Genomic DNA, 19,638 nt, shown 5'->3' on the forward strand with positions numbered 1-19,638 from the left:
CCACTTTTCACAGATGCCCCGCCCGACTCCCGAACCAGCTAAACGAGGTCACGGCCGGACACCGTGATCACGTCCCCTCGCTCTAAAGACGATTGGGCCGCGCCCAACCCGCAAAACTTTTTTGCGAGATCGGGAAACGTTAGCGATTATTTTAGGAGCAGCATCTGGCGTGATGTGCCGGCATCGATTCGCGCGCAGTAACGAGAATGGGCGCGGCAACGAGTCTGCGCATATTCGAACCCGGCCGGATGAGGCTCAACCGAGCAGCACAACTCCGCCCGGCAGCGACCGCGCCTGGGCTCCGAACAGCTGCTGAACCTGGGGCACGAAATCCCCGAGCTTGTCGATCTGAAACGTGCCGTTGACCACGCGGCGTTTGAGATCCGCATTGGTGATGATGATCTTGCCGGAACGATAACGATTGACCTCTTCCACGACGTCCGCAAGCGGCCGATCGCGGAAGATCAGGAGCCCTGATTGCCAGGCTGTCACCTGCCCCGTGTCGACCTGCACCGAGGCTTCGATGCCGCCCGGCGCATAGGACACCTGCTGTGCCCTGCCAAGTCGCACCGTTCTCTCGCCTTGCGCAACATCAACGCTGCCGCTCAGGCAGGTCACCGACACGGCGCCATCGAGGCAACGCGCGTTGAAATCCGCTTCCACCGCGGAGATCTGACCATTCGCCGCCAGCAGCACAAAGGGGGTGGCGGCGGACGTCGCCGCTACAGAGGCTTCGCCCGATATCAGTTCAATCCGGGTTTCGTTTGACGCCGAACGCAGCGCGATGCTGGTCTGCGTATTCAGCTCCAGAGACACGTTCGGCGCGACCGCGATTTTGCGCAACTCGCCCTTTCCGGTCCGGTAATCGGCGGAGAGTTCTCCGAGCGACGGCCAAAGGCCAAGCGGCGGACGAACGATTGCGTACCCCACCGCGGCCGCTGCCGCGGCGCCCGCACCTCCCAGAAAGGCGCGCCGTCCAATGGGCCGGGACACCGGTCTTCGTGTCAGCCGTGCGACGTCTCCTGTCACCGGCCGATCCGCCAACTCCTGCGCAGCGACGCCCGCATGACGAAAGATCCGGGCCGCGTTCCTGAAGGCGGCTTCGTGCGCGCCGCTTTGCTGACGCCACGCCTGCAGCGCCTCGACGTCTGCCCTGGTCGGTTCACCCGTCTTGAGGCGAACGACGAAGTCCAGGGCTTCGTGCAGAAGCGCATCCGGCTCACTTGTTTCGTTGGTCGCGGTCAAGATCCCTAGCCCATCTATCGCACTCGCCAGACCGGTACCCACACCAGGCCAAAGACGGTCAGAGGCGATATGTTATCGATTCCCCTCAATTTCGAACAGCACCCTCCGGACCGGGACATCGGCCGCAACGCCCCGGCAATCAACGGCAAGACACATCCGCGGTCGGGGAAGCGAGCGGCCGCGACTGCCGGCTTAGCCCACCTTGCAATCGCTGTCACTGCCGTCACCTGCGTCATTCCCCCCGGAAGTCCTCTGTTTAGCTCGCGGCCTGAGACGCCTGCCGGTGCATCTATTCGATAGACGAATGGCGCCCGGCTATCCCGAAGAAAAACCGTGCAAGGATAGCCTATCGATCAAACCTTCTGCCTGCGCCAGGCGAAAAAAGCCCTCCGATGCGCCGGGTTGCAATATCGACGCGCTCAGGATCGCGGACGCGGGCCGCCGAGACGGCGTCGCAATGTATGTTCGAGGCTGTCGGCACAATGGCCAAGCGCCAGCTTCAGATCGCTCTCGACGGTCCGGATGCTGACATTGAGACGTGCTGCGACCTGGTGCGCTGGTTGCCCCTCGATCGAAATACTCCGAAGAACCTCGCGGGGCCGTGGCGGCAACTCGGCAAGCGCGCGCTTGAATGCCTCGATTTCCGAACGCGCCTCGACCACTCTGGCCGGATCGGGTTCGTCATCACGTATATCGAGAAGCGCATCTATCTCCGACGCGCTGACACGATAGTTCTGCGCTTTCTGGCGATCCTTCGCGATATTGATGGCGGTACGAAAGATGTAATCGGCAGGACTGCGTACGGGCTCGGCATCCGTGACTCGGTCGAGACGCAGAAACGTTTCGTGCAAGGCTTCGTGGGCGAAATCGGCCGATCCTAACCGGCGCGTAAGCTTCCGGATCAGGCCTTCATAGTTCTCGACCAACTGCCCCCGCAGCCGTATTCGATTGCTATCAGCCACGTTTCACGTGCCCAACATACTCTGGTATTTCCGGCGCAAACATTGCCTACGCAACTACTGCAAAAGGTTCGGAAGGTCGTAGCGTTGCCGGGCTACACATTTATGACACAAGGCGCGAGCGACGACATCGCGTCCGGCCCGCCACTGCACGAATGCCTGTCCATCGCCCAAGCACGGACTTCATGACGGGTCAAAACTCGAGCTCCAGATGAATATTGAGCCGATCCGGCAGCTCGGGCGGAATCGGCGGCAGCGGCTGGGCTCGCCGGATGGTCTCGATCGCCTCCTTGTCGAGCAGCAATTGACCCGAGCTCGTCCGAACCCAGACGCCGAGTAGCGTACCATCCCTGGCCATGGCGAACTGCGTGACGACCGTTCCTTCAAGGTGCATCGCGCGCGCCGCGTTGGGATAGCGCTGATAGCGCGAAACGTGCCGAAGCAGCGACTGCTGAAATTTGATGGCGGCGCTGCTGGCAGGTCCGCTCACGGCCGACGGCGTCGACATGACATTTGAGGGCGGAGCGTCTCCGGGCGTGAAGCTTCTCGCTTTCGGGACCGGAACGGGATCGTCGGATGGCGTCGGATTTGGGTCCTTCAATGGCGTATCGGCGCTGCTGGCGACATTCTCCTTTTCCGGTTGAGAATCCGAAGCGACTGCTATCGGAACGGCATCGGGCCGCGGAAGCAGCTGAACCTGCACGATCGCAGCCGACTGTTGTCCCGGAGAGCCGGCTGGCACTTGCATCCTGATCCAGTAAACGCCACCAACGAAAAGAACGGCCGCCAGGGCGGGAATACCCAGCAGGCGATAGAACTCTCCCGATGGCGAGGCGGCATCCAGGTCGTCGTCTCGATAGGATCCAAAGACCGCCGCTCGTCCCTTCTCGTTTCCGGGGCGGACATCGCTGTCGCTCATTGCAGGGACTTCACCATGATGACGACGCGGACCGGCTGTGGCGTATTCGCTGGCGCCGGCTTGCTGATCGTCAAGCCCCGAAGCGCCGCCGACACCGCAAGATCCCGTTCATGGTCCCCGGTCGAGCGGAATAACTCGGTGCGTTCGATCGTGCGCGCGGGATCGATCCAGATATCCAGCACCGCGCGATAATTGCCATCGCGCGTCCTTGCGTTCTTTCGAAGCGCATTCTGAATGTCCATCTGCACTCTTTGGCTATAATCCTGCAATCTGGCGGCGTCGTCGGCATCGCCGGTCTGACGCACGCGCAATCTTCCCAGGAACAGGTCCGATGTTGCGAGCGGAGCCGCCGGAGGTGCATAGCCGACACCTTCTGCGCTGGGAAGAGCAAGCGTGATGGCGTCGGGACGAATATAGCGCACCTTCAGCTCCGTGCCCGCGAGCAGCAGGTTCAGCGCTTCATCGGCGGCATACGTTCCTTCAACCGCGACCGACGTTCGACCGACCGCGGAGTTGCTTTCATAGAGCACTTGAATGCCGGTGATCTGTCCATAGGCTTGCAGCGCACCAGCCAGGGACTGTGCCGGAATGCGGAATGCGATCGGCCTTTCCGCACGCGCCACCCGGTCTTCTTCCGCGGCATTGGCGCCGAGGATGACCGTCATCAGCCAGGCGGGCAATAGCACCAGCAAGCGGAACGCGGCGCGGCGACCGCCTCGAGGACCGTCGGCATCCGACGCCGCGACGCCATGCAATGTAACTGCTTTCATCGTGCTGCTCTTGTCGACCAGAAACCGCACTTCGGCTGTTTGGATCGTTGAAGCGCGGGCGATGCCTCCTCTATATCGTTTGCATGACAGTGATCTAACCGGTGCATCCGGCCGGGTGGGGCCCCACCCGGCCGATCGATACGAACCGGCACGACCGGACGTCGGACCCGGATGCCTGCCCGGGCCCTGCCTTAGAGCGACGCCTTGCGCCCCAGCCGCTGCAACAGCACGGCTCGCTCGTCCTCCGTCAGGTTCTTCAACTGCTCGGCCGTGAACTCGCCATTGCCGAGCACGCGGAACATGCCGTTCGGATCGTAGCTCTGCTTGTCGGGCGCCCGCCGCTTCTCATCGTCGCCGGCGTCGGGCTGAGGAGACTGACCGCCGCCGCCACCACCGTACCCGAGAACTTCGACGATGATCACCGACGGCCGATCCGAAGATCCCTGCTTGGTCACGTCCTTCACGGCGTCATTTGCAGCCTTGTCCTTGGTATCGATCGCGAGCGGCGCAGTTTTGACCTCCGCCTTCGGCACTCCTTTGCTCTGGCCCGACACCTGGATGTTGTCCACGTTGACGACGAAGCGCGCCGCAATGAGGATGTCGCCGCTGACGCGGATGCCGGCGTCGCCGGCATTCACGGTACCCTGGGGAGCGATCAGGTTAACGTCACCTTCCGTCACCCCGGTGAAGCCGATGATCGTTCCGATGCCGCTTCCGGAGATATCGGCCTTCTCGAGCACGCGCGTGACGGCATCGAGATCGGTCTGGATCTCCGGTGCCGACGGCACGCGTGCGGTCTTGGCGCCGCGGCCGGCGTCGATGTCGCCCTGCGTCGACCAGATGATCTCGTTGCCGCCGGCAAAGGTCAGGATACGCGAGCGGTTCACGGTGACGCTGTCGCGCGCAAAGAGGTTGATGTCGCCCGGTCCCAGTGTGACGAGGCCGAACTCCACCGGCGCCGGCTTGCCGAGCGCAGCAACTTGCAGGCCGCCACCGGGGGTCAAGACCTCGATGCTGCCGCCCGACATGGTCCGGAACTTGGCATTTCCGGTCCTGACGTCGCCCGCCCAGTCGCTGCCCGGGAACAGCGTCTCGATCGCGGCATAACCGCGATTATAACCGCCATTGCGTGGCTTACCGCTCGTGTCGGGTGTGTTCTGGTCATCGCCTGCGGCCCGTAGCTCCTGCATGTAGACCTGCCGAACGAAGCGTTCACGCACCAGCATCGGCAGGGTCTGGAATTTGGTCCAGGCATCAAGCGGAGACAGCTTCTCGCCGGTCACGTCCTCCACGAAGGAGACGATGCCGGTGCGGGTCCTGTGCGGCCCGGAGGAACGTTGCTCGAATGCGTCGGTGAGATAGAGCGGTACCGCCGTGCCGTCCGCCAACGTGGTCTTGAGATAATCGGGCATCTTCCCGATGTTTGCCGGATCGAGATAGACCGCCAGGAACGCATCATAGGATGGTTGCTTGCCCTTGAGGCCCGCCATCACGGTGATCGCCGCGCTCTGCTGAGGCAGGCCGAGGATCTGCGTGAAATCCTTTGGCCGGTTGTTGGAATCATATTCCTGATTGCCTGTGCTGAAGATCGCCAATTCCGGCGCGTATACGTCACGGCCCGCGCTCACCTGCATTGCGCCCGGTCCCTGGACAAAGATCGAGCCTCGCACCGGGCCGCCGATGATGTCGTTGCCGGCCTCGAGTAACGACACGTCGGTCGGATGAACGTTGCGCAGTGAGTAGTTGATGTTGCGGATATCCGTGCCGGCACGGAACCAGGTCTGCTCGTTGGCCATGACGCCGGCCGTGAGGATCGAGCCGCTCTGGGTTATTAGCGTTCCAACGATCGATCCGTTCAAGGCATAGACACGGCTCGGCTCGTAGTCTGCCTCGTTCGGCAGATGGTCGGGATTGCGAAGGTTGTACAGATGCAGCGTGTGGCCGGCGATATTGCTGGCCGGCGCGGAGAAGGGATTGACCAGGACGTTGTGGAGCCCGCTCAGGGTGTCCGGCGAGGAACCGCCGAGGTTGACCGGAGAGGAAACGGTGCCTCCCACAGGCTCGAACGGTGACGGAATCATCTCAAGTGCAGCGCGGGACATGACGATTTCGCCGACGAGGACGTCGTTTGCGGCGAGAAGCCGCAGCTCCGGATTTCTGCTCGGCATCGTGTACAGCGTGCTGTTCAGCACGGAGCCGTTCAGCGCCGTGACGCGCGTTTTCGACGGATAGATGTTTGCGGCCAACGAGTTCACATTCGCAAACACCTGCAAGGCCGGCGTCGTTATGTCCTTGGACAGATATGTCGCCTGCCCGACCAGGATCACGTCTCCGCCCGTCGATGTCAGGTTGAGCGCGGTGCGCTCGCTTTGACTGCTCATGAACGTCAGTTCGTGGGACATCCCCTTGCCGACCAGAAGCGGATCGAGGACCGTTTGCAGCCGCAGGTCGCCTGCGGTTCGCACGTCCAGGGTTGCGTCACCGAGCGACAGGATCGGGGCGATCGGATAGGTGACGATTTGCGTCCCTACCAGCGCCTTGACATCGCGCCCGACCGCAAATTCACCAGCGGTAATCGTTCCGGCTCCGCGCCCGATGTAGTAATAGCCGGCGCGAACGGCGCCGCCCGCCTCAACGGTCATCGCGCCGCCGTTGCGCAGTTCCAGGAGCTTTGCCTCCGTCGTGGAGCGCCCGCCCCGCACACGGCCATTGGTCGGCAGCGCGACCGTCAGATTGTTGAGATCGCCATCGGCGCGGACCTCGACATTGCCGCCGCCGAGCGCGCCGACCCCGCGCAGGAAGTTAGCGTAGTCAATCCACCAGGAGCTTTGTTGAGCCGGCATCTGGCCGTAGGCGGAATGAGCCCAGGGACCGAAGACGTAGGCGTTATCCGTCGCTCCCTGCCGGTTTAGCCACTCCGAATAGTGCTGCATCTGCGAGCGGTCTGCCGGCAGGGCCACGTCGATATTGCCGCCGACCGCAACGGCGAGATGGCCGCCGCCCACTCCGTAGGTCGCGTTCGCCGGCGCGGTGGTGAAATCGTTGAACGTGGCGAGATCGCGCCGGCCAGCGGTATAGATCGAGGCGCCGCCCTTGAGCTGCAGATCACTACGCGCCGCGATGCTGACGTCGCCGGTGCCGGTGCGAACCATGGTGATCGGATTGACGGTGGTCGTGGTCGGCCCGGGCTTGGTCGTCGCATAGAGCGAAGTGATGGTCGCAAGATTGGGGACGATCTTCGTCAGGTAGAAGTCCTTGAAGGTCGAGTACTTCGTGATGACGTTGAGGCGGCTACCGCCGCTGGCGGCCGTGCTGGTCCATCTGAAGTCGGCCTGCGGTTGCGCCGGATTGGTGTTCAGGCCCTTCGCGGCGGCATAGTTATTCCAGAGGTCGAGCACGTAGCCGTAGGCTGGATCCGTCGGCAGACCGAAAGAAATCTGCGCGCTGGAATTGCTGTTGAGACGGGTGCCAGAGGTGGACTCCAGGCTCGCAGGCCAATCGGCGGGATTCATCGTCGTCGAACCAGGCGCACTGCCCGCGCCAAAGCTGGCAACCGAGTCGACAAAAGCGGTCGCGGCGACGGAATTCAGGCCGCTGACATAGGTGTAACCCGCCTGCTCGCTGAGCGTGATCTTGCCCGTCGCGCCGCTGGCGAGGCGCGTCGGGTCGGCGCTTTCGCCCATCGGCGTGGCGCCCGCGACGAGCCCCAAGCTCCAGGACGGCACCGCCACCCTCGAGCCGTCCGGCTCGGTGATGGAGGGGAACAGGACCGAATAAGCGAGCGCATTCGGCGCACTTGCGCCCGGCGAGTTGGCCTCTGCGCTATAGGGAACACCGACCAGCGTGGGCGGCGCCGTCACGGTTTCGGTCTTCCTCGTGCCGACCGTCGCAAAGGTGATACCGGCATAGACTGAAGGGTTGGTTGTGCTCGCGCTGTCGTAGGGCGAGAGATTGGACGTGGTACTGGTGCGGCCGACGTTGAACACCATGCTCAGGTTCGTCGAGATGGTGCCTTTGGCGGCGACGTATGTCGAATCCAGCGGGTTGGCGAACTGGAAGAAGCCGTCCGTCACGCTGCCCTTCAGATCGATATTGCCCCCGGCGCGCATAGTCAGGACGCCCGGCTCTCCGAGAATGCTGCCGCCGGTGCGATAAGCCATGGTCGTATGGTCACGGAGCAAAGCGCTTTCCTTGCCGGCAACCACATAGGCCTTGCCCAGTACCGGCTCGATCGCCATCACGCCAGCCGCGAGCGCCGAGGCCTGATTGACCACGCCTGCGCCGAGATTCCAGTTACTCTTGAGCACGATGTCGCCGGAAAAATTGAGCTCCATGCCCGCGCGCGCGTGGAAGTTCGACTGGCTCGTCAGTGAGCCAAGATCCGCATAGCCGGCACTGACGTCGAAGTCGCGCACGAATTCGACCAGCGTGCCGGCGCCGTAATCTGCCAGCACATTGAGCTTGCCCGCCGCGGCCTTCGTGAGATCGAGTTCGGCCTGGCCGCCGCTATTGACGGTGACGCCGACGAAGCGCGGATCGGATGCAAGCGTCGCAAGGTCGAAGCGTTTGTAGCCCTCCAGCACGATCTCGCGCGCGCCGTTGATCGTGCCGGCAAAGCTGACATTCACCTTGTCGGCCCCTGGCTGCTCGATGACGGGCGCACGCAGGGTGACCTTGCCGCCTTCGCCGCCCGCCACGTCGATCACGCCGCCCAATACCCGCAGCACGCCGTTCGAGATTCCGAGTGTGACCCGGCCGGAGCCGAGCCCATCCACCGTGTCGGTCGCACCTGCCCGCAGCAGCGCCGCATTCGTCACGGTGAGACCCTGGCCGCCATAGATCGAGATCGAGCCGCCATAGGTCGCACGCGCGTCGATCGAGCCTGCGACGGTCACCGTTCCCTGATCGGCAGCCAGCGCGAATTCCTCGGCCGTGGTCGCACCGTCGAGCGTGACGTCGCCGGAACGAATCCGGAAGCTGCGCGATTTGGTGAAGCCGGCACCATTCAGGCGCTGGTTGAGCCCGCCGAAATCCGACAACGCGGCGATGTCGAGCGAGAAGGAGCCGCCGCGTTTGCCCGCAGCGGCCCTGGCATTGATCGTGCCTTCCAGCGTGACCTGGCTGCTGTCCTGTTCGATCGCGAGCGTGCCCGCACCGCCACCGATGGGACGTCCTTCGGAGTCGCGGGCCGAGCCGAGGTCGAGGGTCGCGCCGGACGCGAGCAGCACCGAGCCGCCGCGGGCCCCCAGCGAGATGGTTCCGGCATCGGCATATTCGGACACGTCGAAGAACGTCTTCTCGAAGCCCCCGACGTCGATCCGCGAACCCGCCGCGAGATTGACGTTGCCATTGGTGGCGTTCAGCTTCACCGTTCCGCCAAGCGCGTCAATGCGTCCGGCGAAATCGACGGCGCGGCCGGTGAGCGTCCAGCGGGAGCCGAGGCTGTCCTGGTCGCGCGCAGGGCTAGCCGTCCCGTAAGCGGCAACCGTGAGGATTCCGGTCGTGGTGACCGACTGCTGGCTGCCGCCCCGGCCGGTCATGACCGGCGCTGACAGAGTCACCGCCGCGCCGGCGACATCGAGCGAGCCCTTGCCTTCGCCGGTAATGCGTGTCGTTCCCGTCAGCACGATGGTGTCGAAACCACGCAGTGCCTTGGCGCCCTCACCCAGGGTCAGCTCGGTTGCCGTGAGCTTCAAACTGCCATGACCGGCGCCAACCGGCTCGCTGAACGTGCTCGCCGTATTTTCCAGCACAACCCGATTGCCGTTCACCGCGATCTCGCTGTTGCCACGGCCCACCAGCCCTGCGGCATCAAGCGTCACGGCCTTGAGGCCCGACAGGTCCACCGCGCTGTGGAAATCGATGGTTGAATAGCTGCGCAAGGTCAGGTGCTGGGTGTTGTTGAGCGCGGCCAGTGCCGCGGCATCGAGCACCAGCCCGCTGCCGCCGCCGAAGCCAATCCGGCCCGAAGCCAGGGACAGCGCTGCGCCCGTCAGGCTGGCCTGGGTGACGAGCGCGTTCCCCGTCGCGTCGATCAGAAGACTCTTGCCGCCGTCGAGGGTGGCACCGGCACCGATCGTCACCCGGCCGCCAACAGTCGTATCGACGTTCTTGCGGCGGACCCGCACCGCGTCGCCGTTGGACAGGCGGATCAAAGCACCCCAGTCGCGATCGGACGCCTGCGGGGCCATCACGAGATCGCCGGCGCCGGTCGGCGCCTCGCCGCGCGCGACGATGACGCTGCCTGCGGAGACATCGATCGTGTCGCTTGCGGCCAGGATGATCTCCGGTCCCGTCAACGCCGAATTTGCACTGTTGCGCACGACGATGTCGTGAGCCTGCACATCAACACGCAGACCGCCGACGTCGCCGCTGCGGAAACCACCGACCAGCAGGCTGCCGGCGCCGAAGCCGGACAGAGCAGCGGCATCGATGACCAGATAACCATCGGCCCGCAAAGTGCCGGCGCTCTGGTCGGCACCCAGGATTGCGATCTTGTTGGCGGCGATATCGACCAGGCCGCCGCGGCCTCCCGCTGCGGCCTGAGAATGCAACTCGCCCTTCAAGATCAGGTCCTGCGTCGCCTTGAACACCACCGAGCCGCCGTCGACCGGCAGACGCGGCGTGACGATCTGCTGACCCGTGAGCCGATACTGCGTCAGCTTGAACGCATCGGAGGCGAAGAAGGTGTTGGCGAAGGCTTCATTGTACTCGCTGTATTGCCTTAGCACAGAGCCCGACATCACGCGCCACGCGGACGACTGCTGGTCGCGGCTGCCGTCGAGCGCATTGGCGCGATAGCCGGACACGACCGCCGTGCCGTCGGCCATTACCGCGGACGTCGTCGCCCGGCCTGTCGAACCGGCGACTGCCTGGATCGCATAAGCGCCCGGAAGCATCGCGTAGGAGGCGGGCAGCAGCGTGTACCAGCCTGCCGGCAATCCGCTGCCGGCGTCGAGCCAGATGCGATCTCCGCTGCGGATCGACGCCGAGCTGGGCGCTGTCGCACCCGCGAAAGCCGGCATGACCGCGAACAGGCCCGGAAGCGCCAGCATGTCGTGTGAGCCGCCCGGTCCCGGCACGTGCTCCCATGCCATCAAGTCGCCGCCACCCTTGATGTTCACCACCGATCCGGGGGCGAGCTCGACCGTCGGCGCCTCGAGCGTCACGCGCTTTTCCGGCAGGCTGGCAATGGTTGTCGGCAACGGCCCGGTCGTCACCGTCCAGTTTTCGTTGTTGCTGAGAGCACCGTAAGGCAGCACGAGGCCGTCGCCGGTCACCGAGGTGACGCTGCCGGCGCCGAGGGTGAGGCGCTGGCTGGCCTTGAGCGTGATCTGGCCGAACGGCGCGCGCAGGGTGCCGTTCTGCTCGATCGTCGGCGCTTCGAGCGTCAGTGTCCCGCCGGCCGACAGTGCCAGACCGGGAGTTCCGTTCTGCTGCACGATCAGCTTGTCGCTGGCCCTGATCGTCGCGTTGATCTGCGAGGTGGGATAGATCTGACCGGCCTTTACGATCAGCGTGCCGTCGACGTCCAGGAACGCGGACTGGCTGACATTACTGTGCGTCAGCCGGATGTCACTCGCCTCGAGCACCGTTCGTTCGAAGCCGCGGATGTTTGCCTGCACGATGTCGATCACGGACCCGGCCAGCGTCAGCGTGCCTGCGCGCACCGGATTGCTCGGCGCCAGGCTGAACAACGAGATGTAAGGCGCAAAGAACCGCGAGCTGGCGCCGTTGCCGTTGACCAGGGATCCGGTGATCGAAATCGAGCCGCTGAAGGCGAGGTCGACACCATCCAGCCGTGTCGTCGACGGGAGAACGAGATCGGCGAAGCCGGCCCCCTGCAGGCTCGAGCTGCGCACGACCAGACCGGACTGGGAAGCCGCCGTTTCGGACAGGATTACGGTCGACAGCGCAGACGCCAACGTCACCTTGCCGCCACGTGCGCCACTGCCCCCGCTCTGGCCGCGCCAGGCTCCCTGCACCAAGCCCTGCTGGGCTTTGACACTGATCGAACCGCCATTGCTGGCGAGGGTGACTGGCGCGAACTGGTGGTCATTCGACTCGATGTCGAATTCGCCACTGACACCCGCGACGTCGACCAGCGAGCCGGCTTCGAGTGCGACCGTGGCCGCCTCAAACGCAACCGAGCCGCCATTGCGTACGACGCCGCTGCGGCGTCCCTTGACGTCGATTTCGCCGACTGCCGTACCGCGCGCGACGATCGCGCCAGTATTTGCCACAACGATCGATCCTGTGCTTGCAGCAAGATTGATCGTGCCAGCCAGGGCCTCCACCCTGCCGGCAACAGACAGTGTACCGGTCGAAGAACCGAGCAGGGACAGCGCGATCGTGCCGCCGGTGTCCGTCCGCACCGTCGCTCCCGTGCCGACCGTCACGGACCTGCCGCTGAGCGAGAGCGACGTCGGCTTGAGCGCCAGGCGCTGCGGCGGCGACAACACGGCGAGCGGGCCCATCTCGCTGATCGACGTGCCCATGCTGAAGCCCGAGACGTCGATGCCCCTGAGATCAACGTTGTATGGGAGCTGCGTGACGCTTGCTCCTTCGGCGATCGTGATATCGCCGCCCGTGGAGATCTGGAGCGAACGGAAACCACGCTCCGAGAACAGGGTTTCCGACAGGCGAACGGTGTTGGGGGACGTCGGCGTACCGCCTCCGATCTGCAGCGACTCCGTAGTCAGATTCATGGCCAGACTGCCGCCGGAGCCAGCCGCATAGGCCCGCATATCGGCGTTCGCCAATTCCGCCACTTCGGTCGTGTTCAGCGTAATCTTGCCGGCATCGCCGAATTTCACTTGCGGCTTGCCGCCGCGCAGCCTGTACCAGCCACCGCCGGATATATCGAGCACGACGCCTGGCTGATAGTGGGCCTGATCGAGCGTGATGCTGCCGCCATTGACGACCGGCGGCAGCGCGGAGGCAGCGCCGCCTTTCACTTGGTTGACCCATTGGCCGCTGACGTCGATGGCCGCACCGGCTCCGAATGATACGTTCTCCGCGCCCAAGAGGTTGACATTGCCGCCGGGTGCGTGAATCACCCCGTCGATCTTGAAATCCTGGCTATATGCAACGGTGGAATTGGCCTTGATCGAAAATGTGCTGCCCGGCGTCAGCTCGAGCTTCGTGCCCTTCTCGATCGTGACGTTATTGGAGACGTAGAGCTCGATCTTCCCCAGTCCGGCATCTGCAAGCGCATCCGAGTCGAGATAGGTCGTTCGCAACCGGAACGAATCCTGGTTGCCGGGAGCGCCCGAATACCAGGTGGACGGAAGCTGCGACGTGGCCGTGAAATTCGTCGGCAGCTGTGTGGGATCCTTGGAGATCACGAGCTTGCCGAGCAGCCAGAGCCGATCTTCGTCGCCGTCGCCGCCGAATGTCAGCGAGCCGGCCTTGGCGGTCTTGCCGCTTACGGCTTGACGCTCGCCGACGATCACGCCGCCCCAGTAGCCGCCCTCCAGCGCAACACCTTCGGTGGCATAGAACTGGATGGCGCCGGCGTCGCGTCCCTCGGTGAAGCCACGTTCGAAGTGGCTCGTCGACCACGGCGTGCTCCAGGACTCCGATTTACCCCAATTGTTGTGCGTGCGATTGAACCCGCCGGCGAAACCGACGTAGATCCTGTCCGGCGTCGCCGAGGCGATGTCGTAGATTTTTCCATCGGCGCCGAGCAACTTCGTCGAGTTGACCATTCCGTCCTGATAGCGGAACGACCCGCCCGAGACATCGAGCAACGAGCCCTGACGGGTGATGATCGAGCCGGCCGATTTGAGGGTGATGTTGCCGCCAATGGTCGACAGCTCGGCGAGATTTGTCTTGCTGTTGCCGATCCAGGCCGAGACGTCGCCCAGCGGCGTCCCGATCCATTCGCCCGCGGCCCCTCCCCAGTTCACGCCGGCCATAGCGCCATCGGCGAAGACGCCGCTGGCGCTGCGATCGACCGTGATCTTCTGGCCCCGCAGCCACGAATTCCGCAGCAGCGGTGAATCACGCAGCTCGTTGATGCGCAATTCGGCCTGCACAAATCTCCGCGACATCGGGATCAGGACGTCCTGCACGCCGGCGGCGCTGACATAGGCATCCTCGCCGATATAGATCCGGCTACCGTCACGGACCGGCGTCTCGCCGTTGATGGGCTCCTCGGTGGGCGCGGGCACGGTGCTGGCCACGATGCTGATGGTGCCGGCGGGAACCAGAATGTTCGCCTGCGCCCCGATATCGATCAGGTTACCGCGTAATTCGACGCGCCCCGGCTTGTAGCGCGTGGCCTTCGCCGTCTCCTCGATCTCACTCGTGTCGGTGGCATCAGGCAGAACGGCGGTGACGCTGCCCGGCGAAAGATGCAGGTCACCCGTCTTCCAATACACGAGCTGGGCGTCGAGGCTGCCGCTCGAGGCCATCATGCCGTTGCTGTAGGCATCCAGTCGGATCGATCCTTCACGGTTGTTGAGCGCGGTTGCCGCCAGCATCACGCCGCCCTGGAAGATCTCGCGCCCCATCACGGTGATGTTGCCGCGATCGGATTGCACGACGCCGGTGTTCACGACCTTGTAGCCGACCGATGCCGCGCGCGCGTACATCTCGGGCAGCAGGATGTCGCGAACGCTTTCGCCCCAGGGTTTCTCCGTGAAGAGATCCCAGCCGGCGATCGCACCCATCAAATGGTTGTAGTTGAACAGCCAGGGCATCGGGGCCGTCACGGCGACGTCCACGCCGCGTACGTCGCTCGGATTGGTTCTCAGATAGACCTGTTCGCCGGCAGCCATGATGATCTGGCCGTCGGGGACGCTGATTTGGCCGGCATTGGAAACGATCGGCGCGAACAGCATTGCCTTGCCGCCGGTCTTTGCGCTGATCTGAGCTCCAGCCTGGATGGTGACGTCACCCGGCACGCCATCCGGCGTGAAGCGCGCAGGCTGGCTCGGATCGGTGGCCGGCTTTTGCGAATTGGCCAGCCGCGGATTGTATTCGCCGAAGGTCGGCAGGTGAATGTCGTTGGTGAGCACTATGGAAGTGTTGATCCCAGCCAGGAACTGCGCGTTCGACAAGGCGAGAGATGTGGCCACGAGGGTGCCGACATCCACCTGGCTGGAGCCACCGAAGATGATCCCGTTCCTGTTGATGATATAAACCTGCCCCTCGCTCCTGATGGTGCCGAGAATCTGGCTGGGAACGAGGCTCGGGTCGAGGACACGGTTGAGCGCGATCCAGCTGGCGGCGCCACCGCCTCCGGCGGACTGGTTGAAGTATAAGTCGGTCTCGCGTCCGACATTGAACTTGTTCCAGGTCAGGATCGCCTTCTGCTGGTTCTGCACGACCTCAACCTGGACCCGCCCATTCGAGCCTGTCGATTGGGTCGGCTGAGCGGCGCCGGTCCAGGCCGGTTGGCCGTCGATCACCGCGGTGGGATTGCTGGTCGGATTGAGACCTCCGGGAGCCAAACCATTCGGCACATTCGGAAGCAGATTTCCGGGATGATTTTTGTTCAGGCCGAGATTATTCGGACCGATCAACGCGCCGGCTCTCGCCGCCGCCTGCACGTCGCGCATCGCACGGAGCGACGCGTTGATCCGGCTCATCGCCTGCGCTGATGCGATCGATGCCGCCTGCCCCGCCGTGTTGGTCGTCACGGCGACGTTTGCCACCGGGCTCGCGCTGCCGCTGCCGAGGTTGCGCGCATCGGCCGCAGCCGACCCCACCAGCAATGCAGCCACACTGGCACCGCTGAGAAACATCGCGTGTCTGACGGACCGGGACGAGCGAAAACGGACGGTGCGGTGGGACAAGACGGCATTCCTTCTGGCAGCACGGCTAAACCCGATGAAGGGTCGTGCCTCGTCATTCCGAGCGATGACGATCTAGCTCTAAGACGGAAGCCTGTAGGCGAACGCGCACGGTTTCTGTGTGAAAGTTTCTTGTCAGCGGGGCGTCAGCCCAGCAGAACCAGGCCGCCCGGCAGCTTTCGGGCCTTGACATCGAAGGCCTGTTCGAGGCGCACGAGGATTTCATCCATCTGATCGATGCGGAAGCGGCCACTGACCGGCCTCTGCGCGAGGCCTGGATTGACAAGGAGAATTCGGCCGGCGCGATAGCGATTGACCTCGTCCACCACATCCGCGAGCGGGGTAGCGCGGAACAGGACGATTCCGCGCTGCCAGGCGGATTCCGCCTCTGCGTCAATCGCGGCAACCCGACCGAGCCCGCTGGCGTCGTAACGCAAGCTCTGCGCCGGGCCGATGACGGCAGAACTGCCGTTGCGCTCGATGCGCACCTGTCCGTCGAAGCAGGCGACGCTCACCACCGTGCCGGCCGGGCCGTTCATGCAACGCACGTCAAAGCGTGCATGGCGGCCGATCGAACGCCCATCCGCCGCCAACACGACGAGCGGACGTACGCTCTCGACCGACTCGAAGAGCGCCTGCCCTGCAAGCAGCTCCAGGCGATCGCCCTCCCCGCCAGCGGGGTGGACCGCAATGCTGGTCTGCGTATTCAACCGGACCGCGACGTTCTTCGCCGGCCTGACTTGCCGCTGCTCGCCAACGGCCGTTCTGTAGTCGGCATTCAGTTCACGGAGGGACGGCCACAGGCCCAGCGGCGGGTTGGTAACAGCGACATAGGCGGCTGCGGCGGCAGCCAGCCCGCCACCGAGAAGTAGCCGGCGATCGAGCACCGGGCGTGGCGTCTGGTGGACCGGCAACGCCTCGATTTGGTTGCGCGGAATGCTCGCGCCGGCCCGGCGGATGTCGCGCCATACACCGCTCGCCGCAGCGAAGGCAGCCGCATGCTCCGGGCTCGCGGCACACCATCGTTGCAAGGTCTCGGCATCAGCAGACGTCGCATGGCCGGAATCGATGCGCTGGACCCACGCGATCGCCTCGCGTTGCAGCAGGTCGAGCCTTTGCGTCTGTCCCTGAATCATGGAGTCATTCAGCCTGGTCATGGTCGCGATCACCGCGCGGCGGCGACAGGTCTCGGTTCAATGACGAATTTCGCGGGTCCGGTGCGCAATCCGCGTCACCCATTTGCCTTTGCCGCGCCAGACAATACTCATGGGCGAGTTGCAGCTCCTTTGAGACAAGGCGCAAGGATACGCCAAGCCGATCCGCGATCTCCTGCCGCGCCATGTTGTCCACCCTGGCCGCGAGCAGGATGGTGCGACGGCGCGGCGGCAGCTCAGCGAGTATGGCGGCCATCGCATCCAGATCCGACCGCGCCTCCGCGACTTCGGCGGGACCAGGCGTCTCGTCGGCGACCTCGAGCAGATGCTCGATGTCGATCTTCGTCAAACGGCGCTTTTCAGCGCGACGATGGTCATGTGCGACGTTGAAGAGTATGCGCAGCAGATAGCTGACCGGATTGTGCAAGGTGCCAATCGTCGTATCCGTGCGGGCAAGGCGCAGCCAAGTGTCGTGCAGGACGTCACCCGCCATCTCGGACGAACCCAGGCGGCGGGTCAAGCCCCGCTTGAGATCGTCATATCGGTCGAGCAGCAGCCGGCGCAGCATCGCCACGGAGGCTTCAGTCACCGCACGCCTCCGACCGCCTGCGGCAACGCCGTCGCACCACAACTCATTGTGACGCCCGAGGCCTGCGGCAGGACCACGATCAATACCGGCTGTGCAAAGCCGAGGGGCACCGGGGCACCCACACTGAACTGTCGAAGCGCGCTGTCGATGCCGCGGTCCAGCTCGGCCGTGCCGGCCGATCCAAGTCGTTCGAACCTGGCTACGGCCCCTGACGGCGCGATCCAGACCAGGGCCGCGACGCGATAGCTTCCCGGCCGCGCCCCGTTGGTCCGGCACAGAGCATCGCGCAGCCGCGCCTGAACGACACCATAGTATTGGCGCGCGAGAGCAGCAGCACTGCCTTCCGGCGGTCCGACGGCTTCGGGCGCCGGGGCTAGAACGAACGAGCCGTCTTTCAGGAAGCGGGCGGTAAGGCCGGTGCCCGCAAGCAGCAGCTGCAGCGCCGTCTCCGGTTCAAAGCTGCCCTTGACGGCTTCTGAGGTGCGGCCCTGCGCAAGCGCCGGACTGTAGAGGACTTCGCGACCGGTCGCATCGCCGTATCGCTCGAGTGCGGAAGCAAGCTGCTGGGCCGGAATGTCGAACGACATAGGCGCGGACATTTCCGAGCTCGCGCGCGGCGACCCGATTGTTGCACCGTTTGGCTCCGCTTCGGCTGCAACGGCCGCAAACATCAAACACACAGCCAGATACGGCACGCGACGTGACACCGATCAATTGCTCCGGCAAGCCATCAGCACCGCGAGAGGCGAATGACGATCGTCCCGAACCCTTGCCTGGATGCCACAAGAAGTTCTCAATATACTAACGTTTCTTGACAAGGATATGTCACTGATCACTTTCCGAGCCGGAAGCACGCAACGGGGCGGCGCCCGCTCTCGAGCAATGGTCTGAGCTTTCAAAGAAGGTCGGTTGCGTGAATCACGAAGATTGCATCGATCAATAACGATGGAGCGCTTCAAATCAGGAAGTCATGAGGCGCGGCGTGATGCGGAGCGTTATGAACGGGGGCGACCGCGTGTTCGTCCATTGCATTGGGAATCGATTTGCCGATGACGTGGAGGTCCTCTTCCTGACCGGGCGAAACGTGCGAACCGAGCGGGCTACCAAGCTCGACTACCGCGCCGAATGTGGGAGGAGTCGCATAGCTATCGAAGCGAAACGCCAATTCCGCGCCGCCAATCTCGGAGGCAACTTTAGCCGGCTGTACGGGCTCCAACGCGGTTGCAGCAGGTTGCGCAGCCTGCGGCCAGTTTCCGGCGTTACTGCCATTTGCGACGCTTGGTTCGACCATCTCGGCTGCTTCAGGTGCGTCTGAAAAATTTGAGTGCCTTGAATTGCCGCGTTCCACGCCATCTGCTTCAGCCGTCTTCGCTGAATCTGGTGAAGCTTCCGAAGCCGAGAAATGACGCTCGTTGTCGTTGCCGAAACCTGGCATAGAACCAGCTTCGGCTAACTCCGTGACTGCCGCCTTTGCAGACCCTGGCTCCGAATTGTGCTGTGAGTTACCGCGGCCCAGGCTACCGGGGCCTGGCTCACCGGGGTCGGCTGCTTCCGGTGGCTTTGCAGAGGCTGACTGCCCCGAATTGCCGTGCTCCACACCATCTGCTTCTACCGTCTTCGCTGACCCTCGCGAAGCGTCCGAAGCGGGGGGATGATGCTCGTTGTCATTGCCGACGCCATTTGCCCGCATGAAGCCAGCTTCAGTCAGCTCCGCTGGCTCCGAAGCGTACTGTGAGTTACCGCGGCCCAGGCTACCGGGGCCTGACTCACCGGGGTCGGCTGCTTCCGGCGCGTTTGCAGAGGCTGACTGCCCCCAATTGCCGTGCTCCACACCATCTGCTTCTGCCGTCTTCGCTGACCCTCGCGAAGCGTCCGAAGCGGGGGGATGATGCTCGTTGTCATTGCCGACGCCATTTCCCCGTATGAAGCCAGCTTCAGTCAACTCCGGTGGCTTCGAAGCGTGCTGGGAGTTACCGCGGCCCGGGCTACCAAGGCCTGGCTCACCAGGGTCGGCTGCTTCCGGTGGTTTTGCAGAGGCTGACTGCCCCGAATTGCCGTGCTCCACACCATCGGCTTCTGCCGTCTTCGCTGACCCTCGCGAAGTGTCCGAAGCGGGGGGATGATGCTCGTTGTCATTGCCGACGCCATTTCCCCGTATGAAGCCAGCTTCAGTCAACTCCGGTGGCTTCGAAGCGTGCTGG

9 protein-coding genes are annotated in these 19,638 nt (G+C 64.0%); all 9 read right to left on the reverse strand.

Going from position 1 to position 19,638, the window contains the following annotated elements; translation table 11 throughout:
• Positions 1 to 255 precede the first annotated feature (255 nt).
• The 9 genes from GGD67_RS04300 to GGD67_RS39145 all read right to left on the reverse strand — a co-directional run bounded on the left by GGD67_RS04300 (position 256) and on the right by GGD67_RS39145 (position 18,872).
• Positions 256 to 1,245: a FecR domain-containing protein gene (locus GGD67_RS04300; protein WP_179731060.1), complete on the reverse strand. Its 990-nt coding sequence runs from the start codon at positions 1,243 to 1,245 to the stop codon at positions 256 to 258.
• 419 nt (positions 1,246 to 1,664) lie between these two features.
• Positions 1,665 to 2,207, reverse strand: coding sequence for an RNA polymerase sigma factor (locus GGD67_RS04305; protein WP_084674892.1), 543 nt, complete (start codon positions 2,205 to 2,207; stop codon positions 1,665 to 1,667).
• 190 nt (positions 2,208 to 2,397) lie between these two features.
• Complete coding sequence (locus GGD67_RS04310) at positions 2,398 to 3,123, reverse strand: energy transducer TonB (RefSeq protein ID WP_179731062.1); 726 nt, start codon at positions 3,121 to 3,123, stop codon at positions 2,398 to 2,400.
• Positions 3,120 to 3,923: an STN domain-containing protein gene (locus GGD67_RS04315; protein ID WP_092252023.1), complete on the reverse strand. Its 804-nt coding sequence runs from the start codon at positions 3,921 to 3,923 to the stop codon at positions 3,120 to 3,122. The genes GGD67_RS04310 and GGD67_RS04315 overlap by 4 nt, the downstream gene beginning before the upstream one ends.
• 161 nt (positions 3,924 to 4,084) lie before the next feature.
• Positions 4,085 to 15,646: a filamentous haemagglutinin family protein gene (locus tag GGD67_RS04320; protein WP_179731064.1), complete on the reverse strand. Its 11,562-nt coding sequence runs from the start codon at positions 15,644 to 15,646 to the stop codon at positions 4,085 to 4,087.
• A 194-nt stretch (positions 15,647 to 15,840) separates the two neighbouring features.
• Positions 15,841 to 16,851, reverse strand: coding sequence for a DUF4880 domain-containing protein (locus GGD67_RS04325; protein ID WP_179731066.1), 1,011 nt, complete (start codon positions 16,849 to 16,851; stop codon positions 15,841 to 15,843).
• Positions 16,835 to 17,437, reverse strand: coding sequence for an RNA polymerase sigma factor (locus GGD67_RS04330; protein WP_018319904.1), 603 nt, complete (start codon positions 17,435 to 17,437; stop codon positions 16,835 to 16,837). The genes GGD67_RS04325 and GGD67_RS04330 overlap by 17 nt, the downstream gene beginning before the upstream one ends.
• Positions 17,434 to 18,036, reverse strand: a complete 603-nt coding sequence (locus GGD67_RS04335; RefSeq protein ID WP_179731067.1) for a secretin and TonB N-terminal domain-containing protein — start codon at positions 18,034 to 18,036, stop codon at positions 17,434 to 17,436. Before GGD67_RS04335 ends, GGD67_RS04330 begins: the two co-directional genes overlap by 4 nt.
• Positions 18,037 to 18,392: 356 nt before the next feature.
• Positions 18,393 to 18,872: a hypothetical protein gene (locus GGD67_RS39145; protein WP_183232663.1), complete on the reverse strand. Its 480-nt coding sequence runs from the start codon at positions 18,870 to 18,872 to the stop codon at positions 18,393 to 18,395.
• Positions 18,873 to 19,638: the final 766 nt, after the last annotated feature.

The organism is Bradyrhizobium sp. IAR9, assembly GCF_013408065.1.
Classification (GTDB): Bacteria; Pseudomonadota; Alphaproteobacteria; order Rhizobiales; family Xanthobacteraceae; genus Bradyrhizobium.

Excerpts from the sequence above, each read along its gene's own strand:
- GGD67_RS04310 (WP_179731062.1), bottom strand. The coding sequence starts at position 3,123 with ATGAGCGACAGCGATGTCCGCCCCGGAAACGAGAAGGGACGAGCGGCG.
- GGD67_RS04320 (WP_179731064.1), bottom strand. The coding sequence starts at position 15,646 with ATGTTTCTCAGCGGTGCCAGTGTGGCTGCATTGCTGGTGGGGTCGGCT.
- GGD67_RS04325 (WP_179731066.1), bottom strand. The coding sequence starts at position 16,851 with ATGACCAGGCTGAATGACTCCATGATTCAGGGACAGACGCAAAGGCTC.
- GGD67_RS04335 (WP_179731067.1), bottom strand. The coding sequence starts at position 18,036 with ATGTCCGCGCCTATGTCGTTCGACATTCCGGCCCAGCAGCTTGCTTCC.
- GGD67_RS39145 (WP_183232663.1), bottom strand. The coding sequence starts at position 18,872 with ATGCCAGGTTTCGGCAACGACAACGAGCGTCATTTCTCGGCTTCGGAA.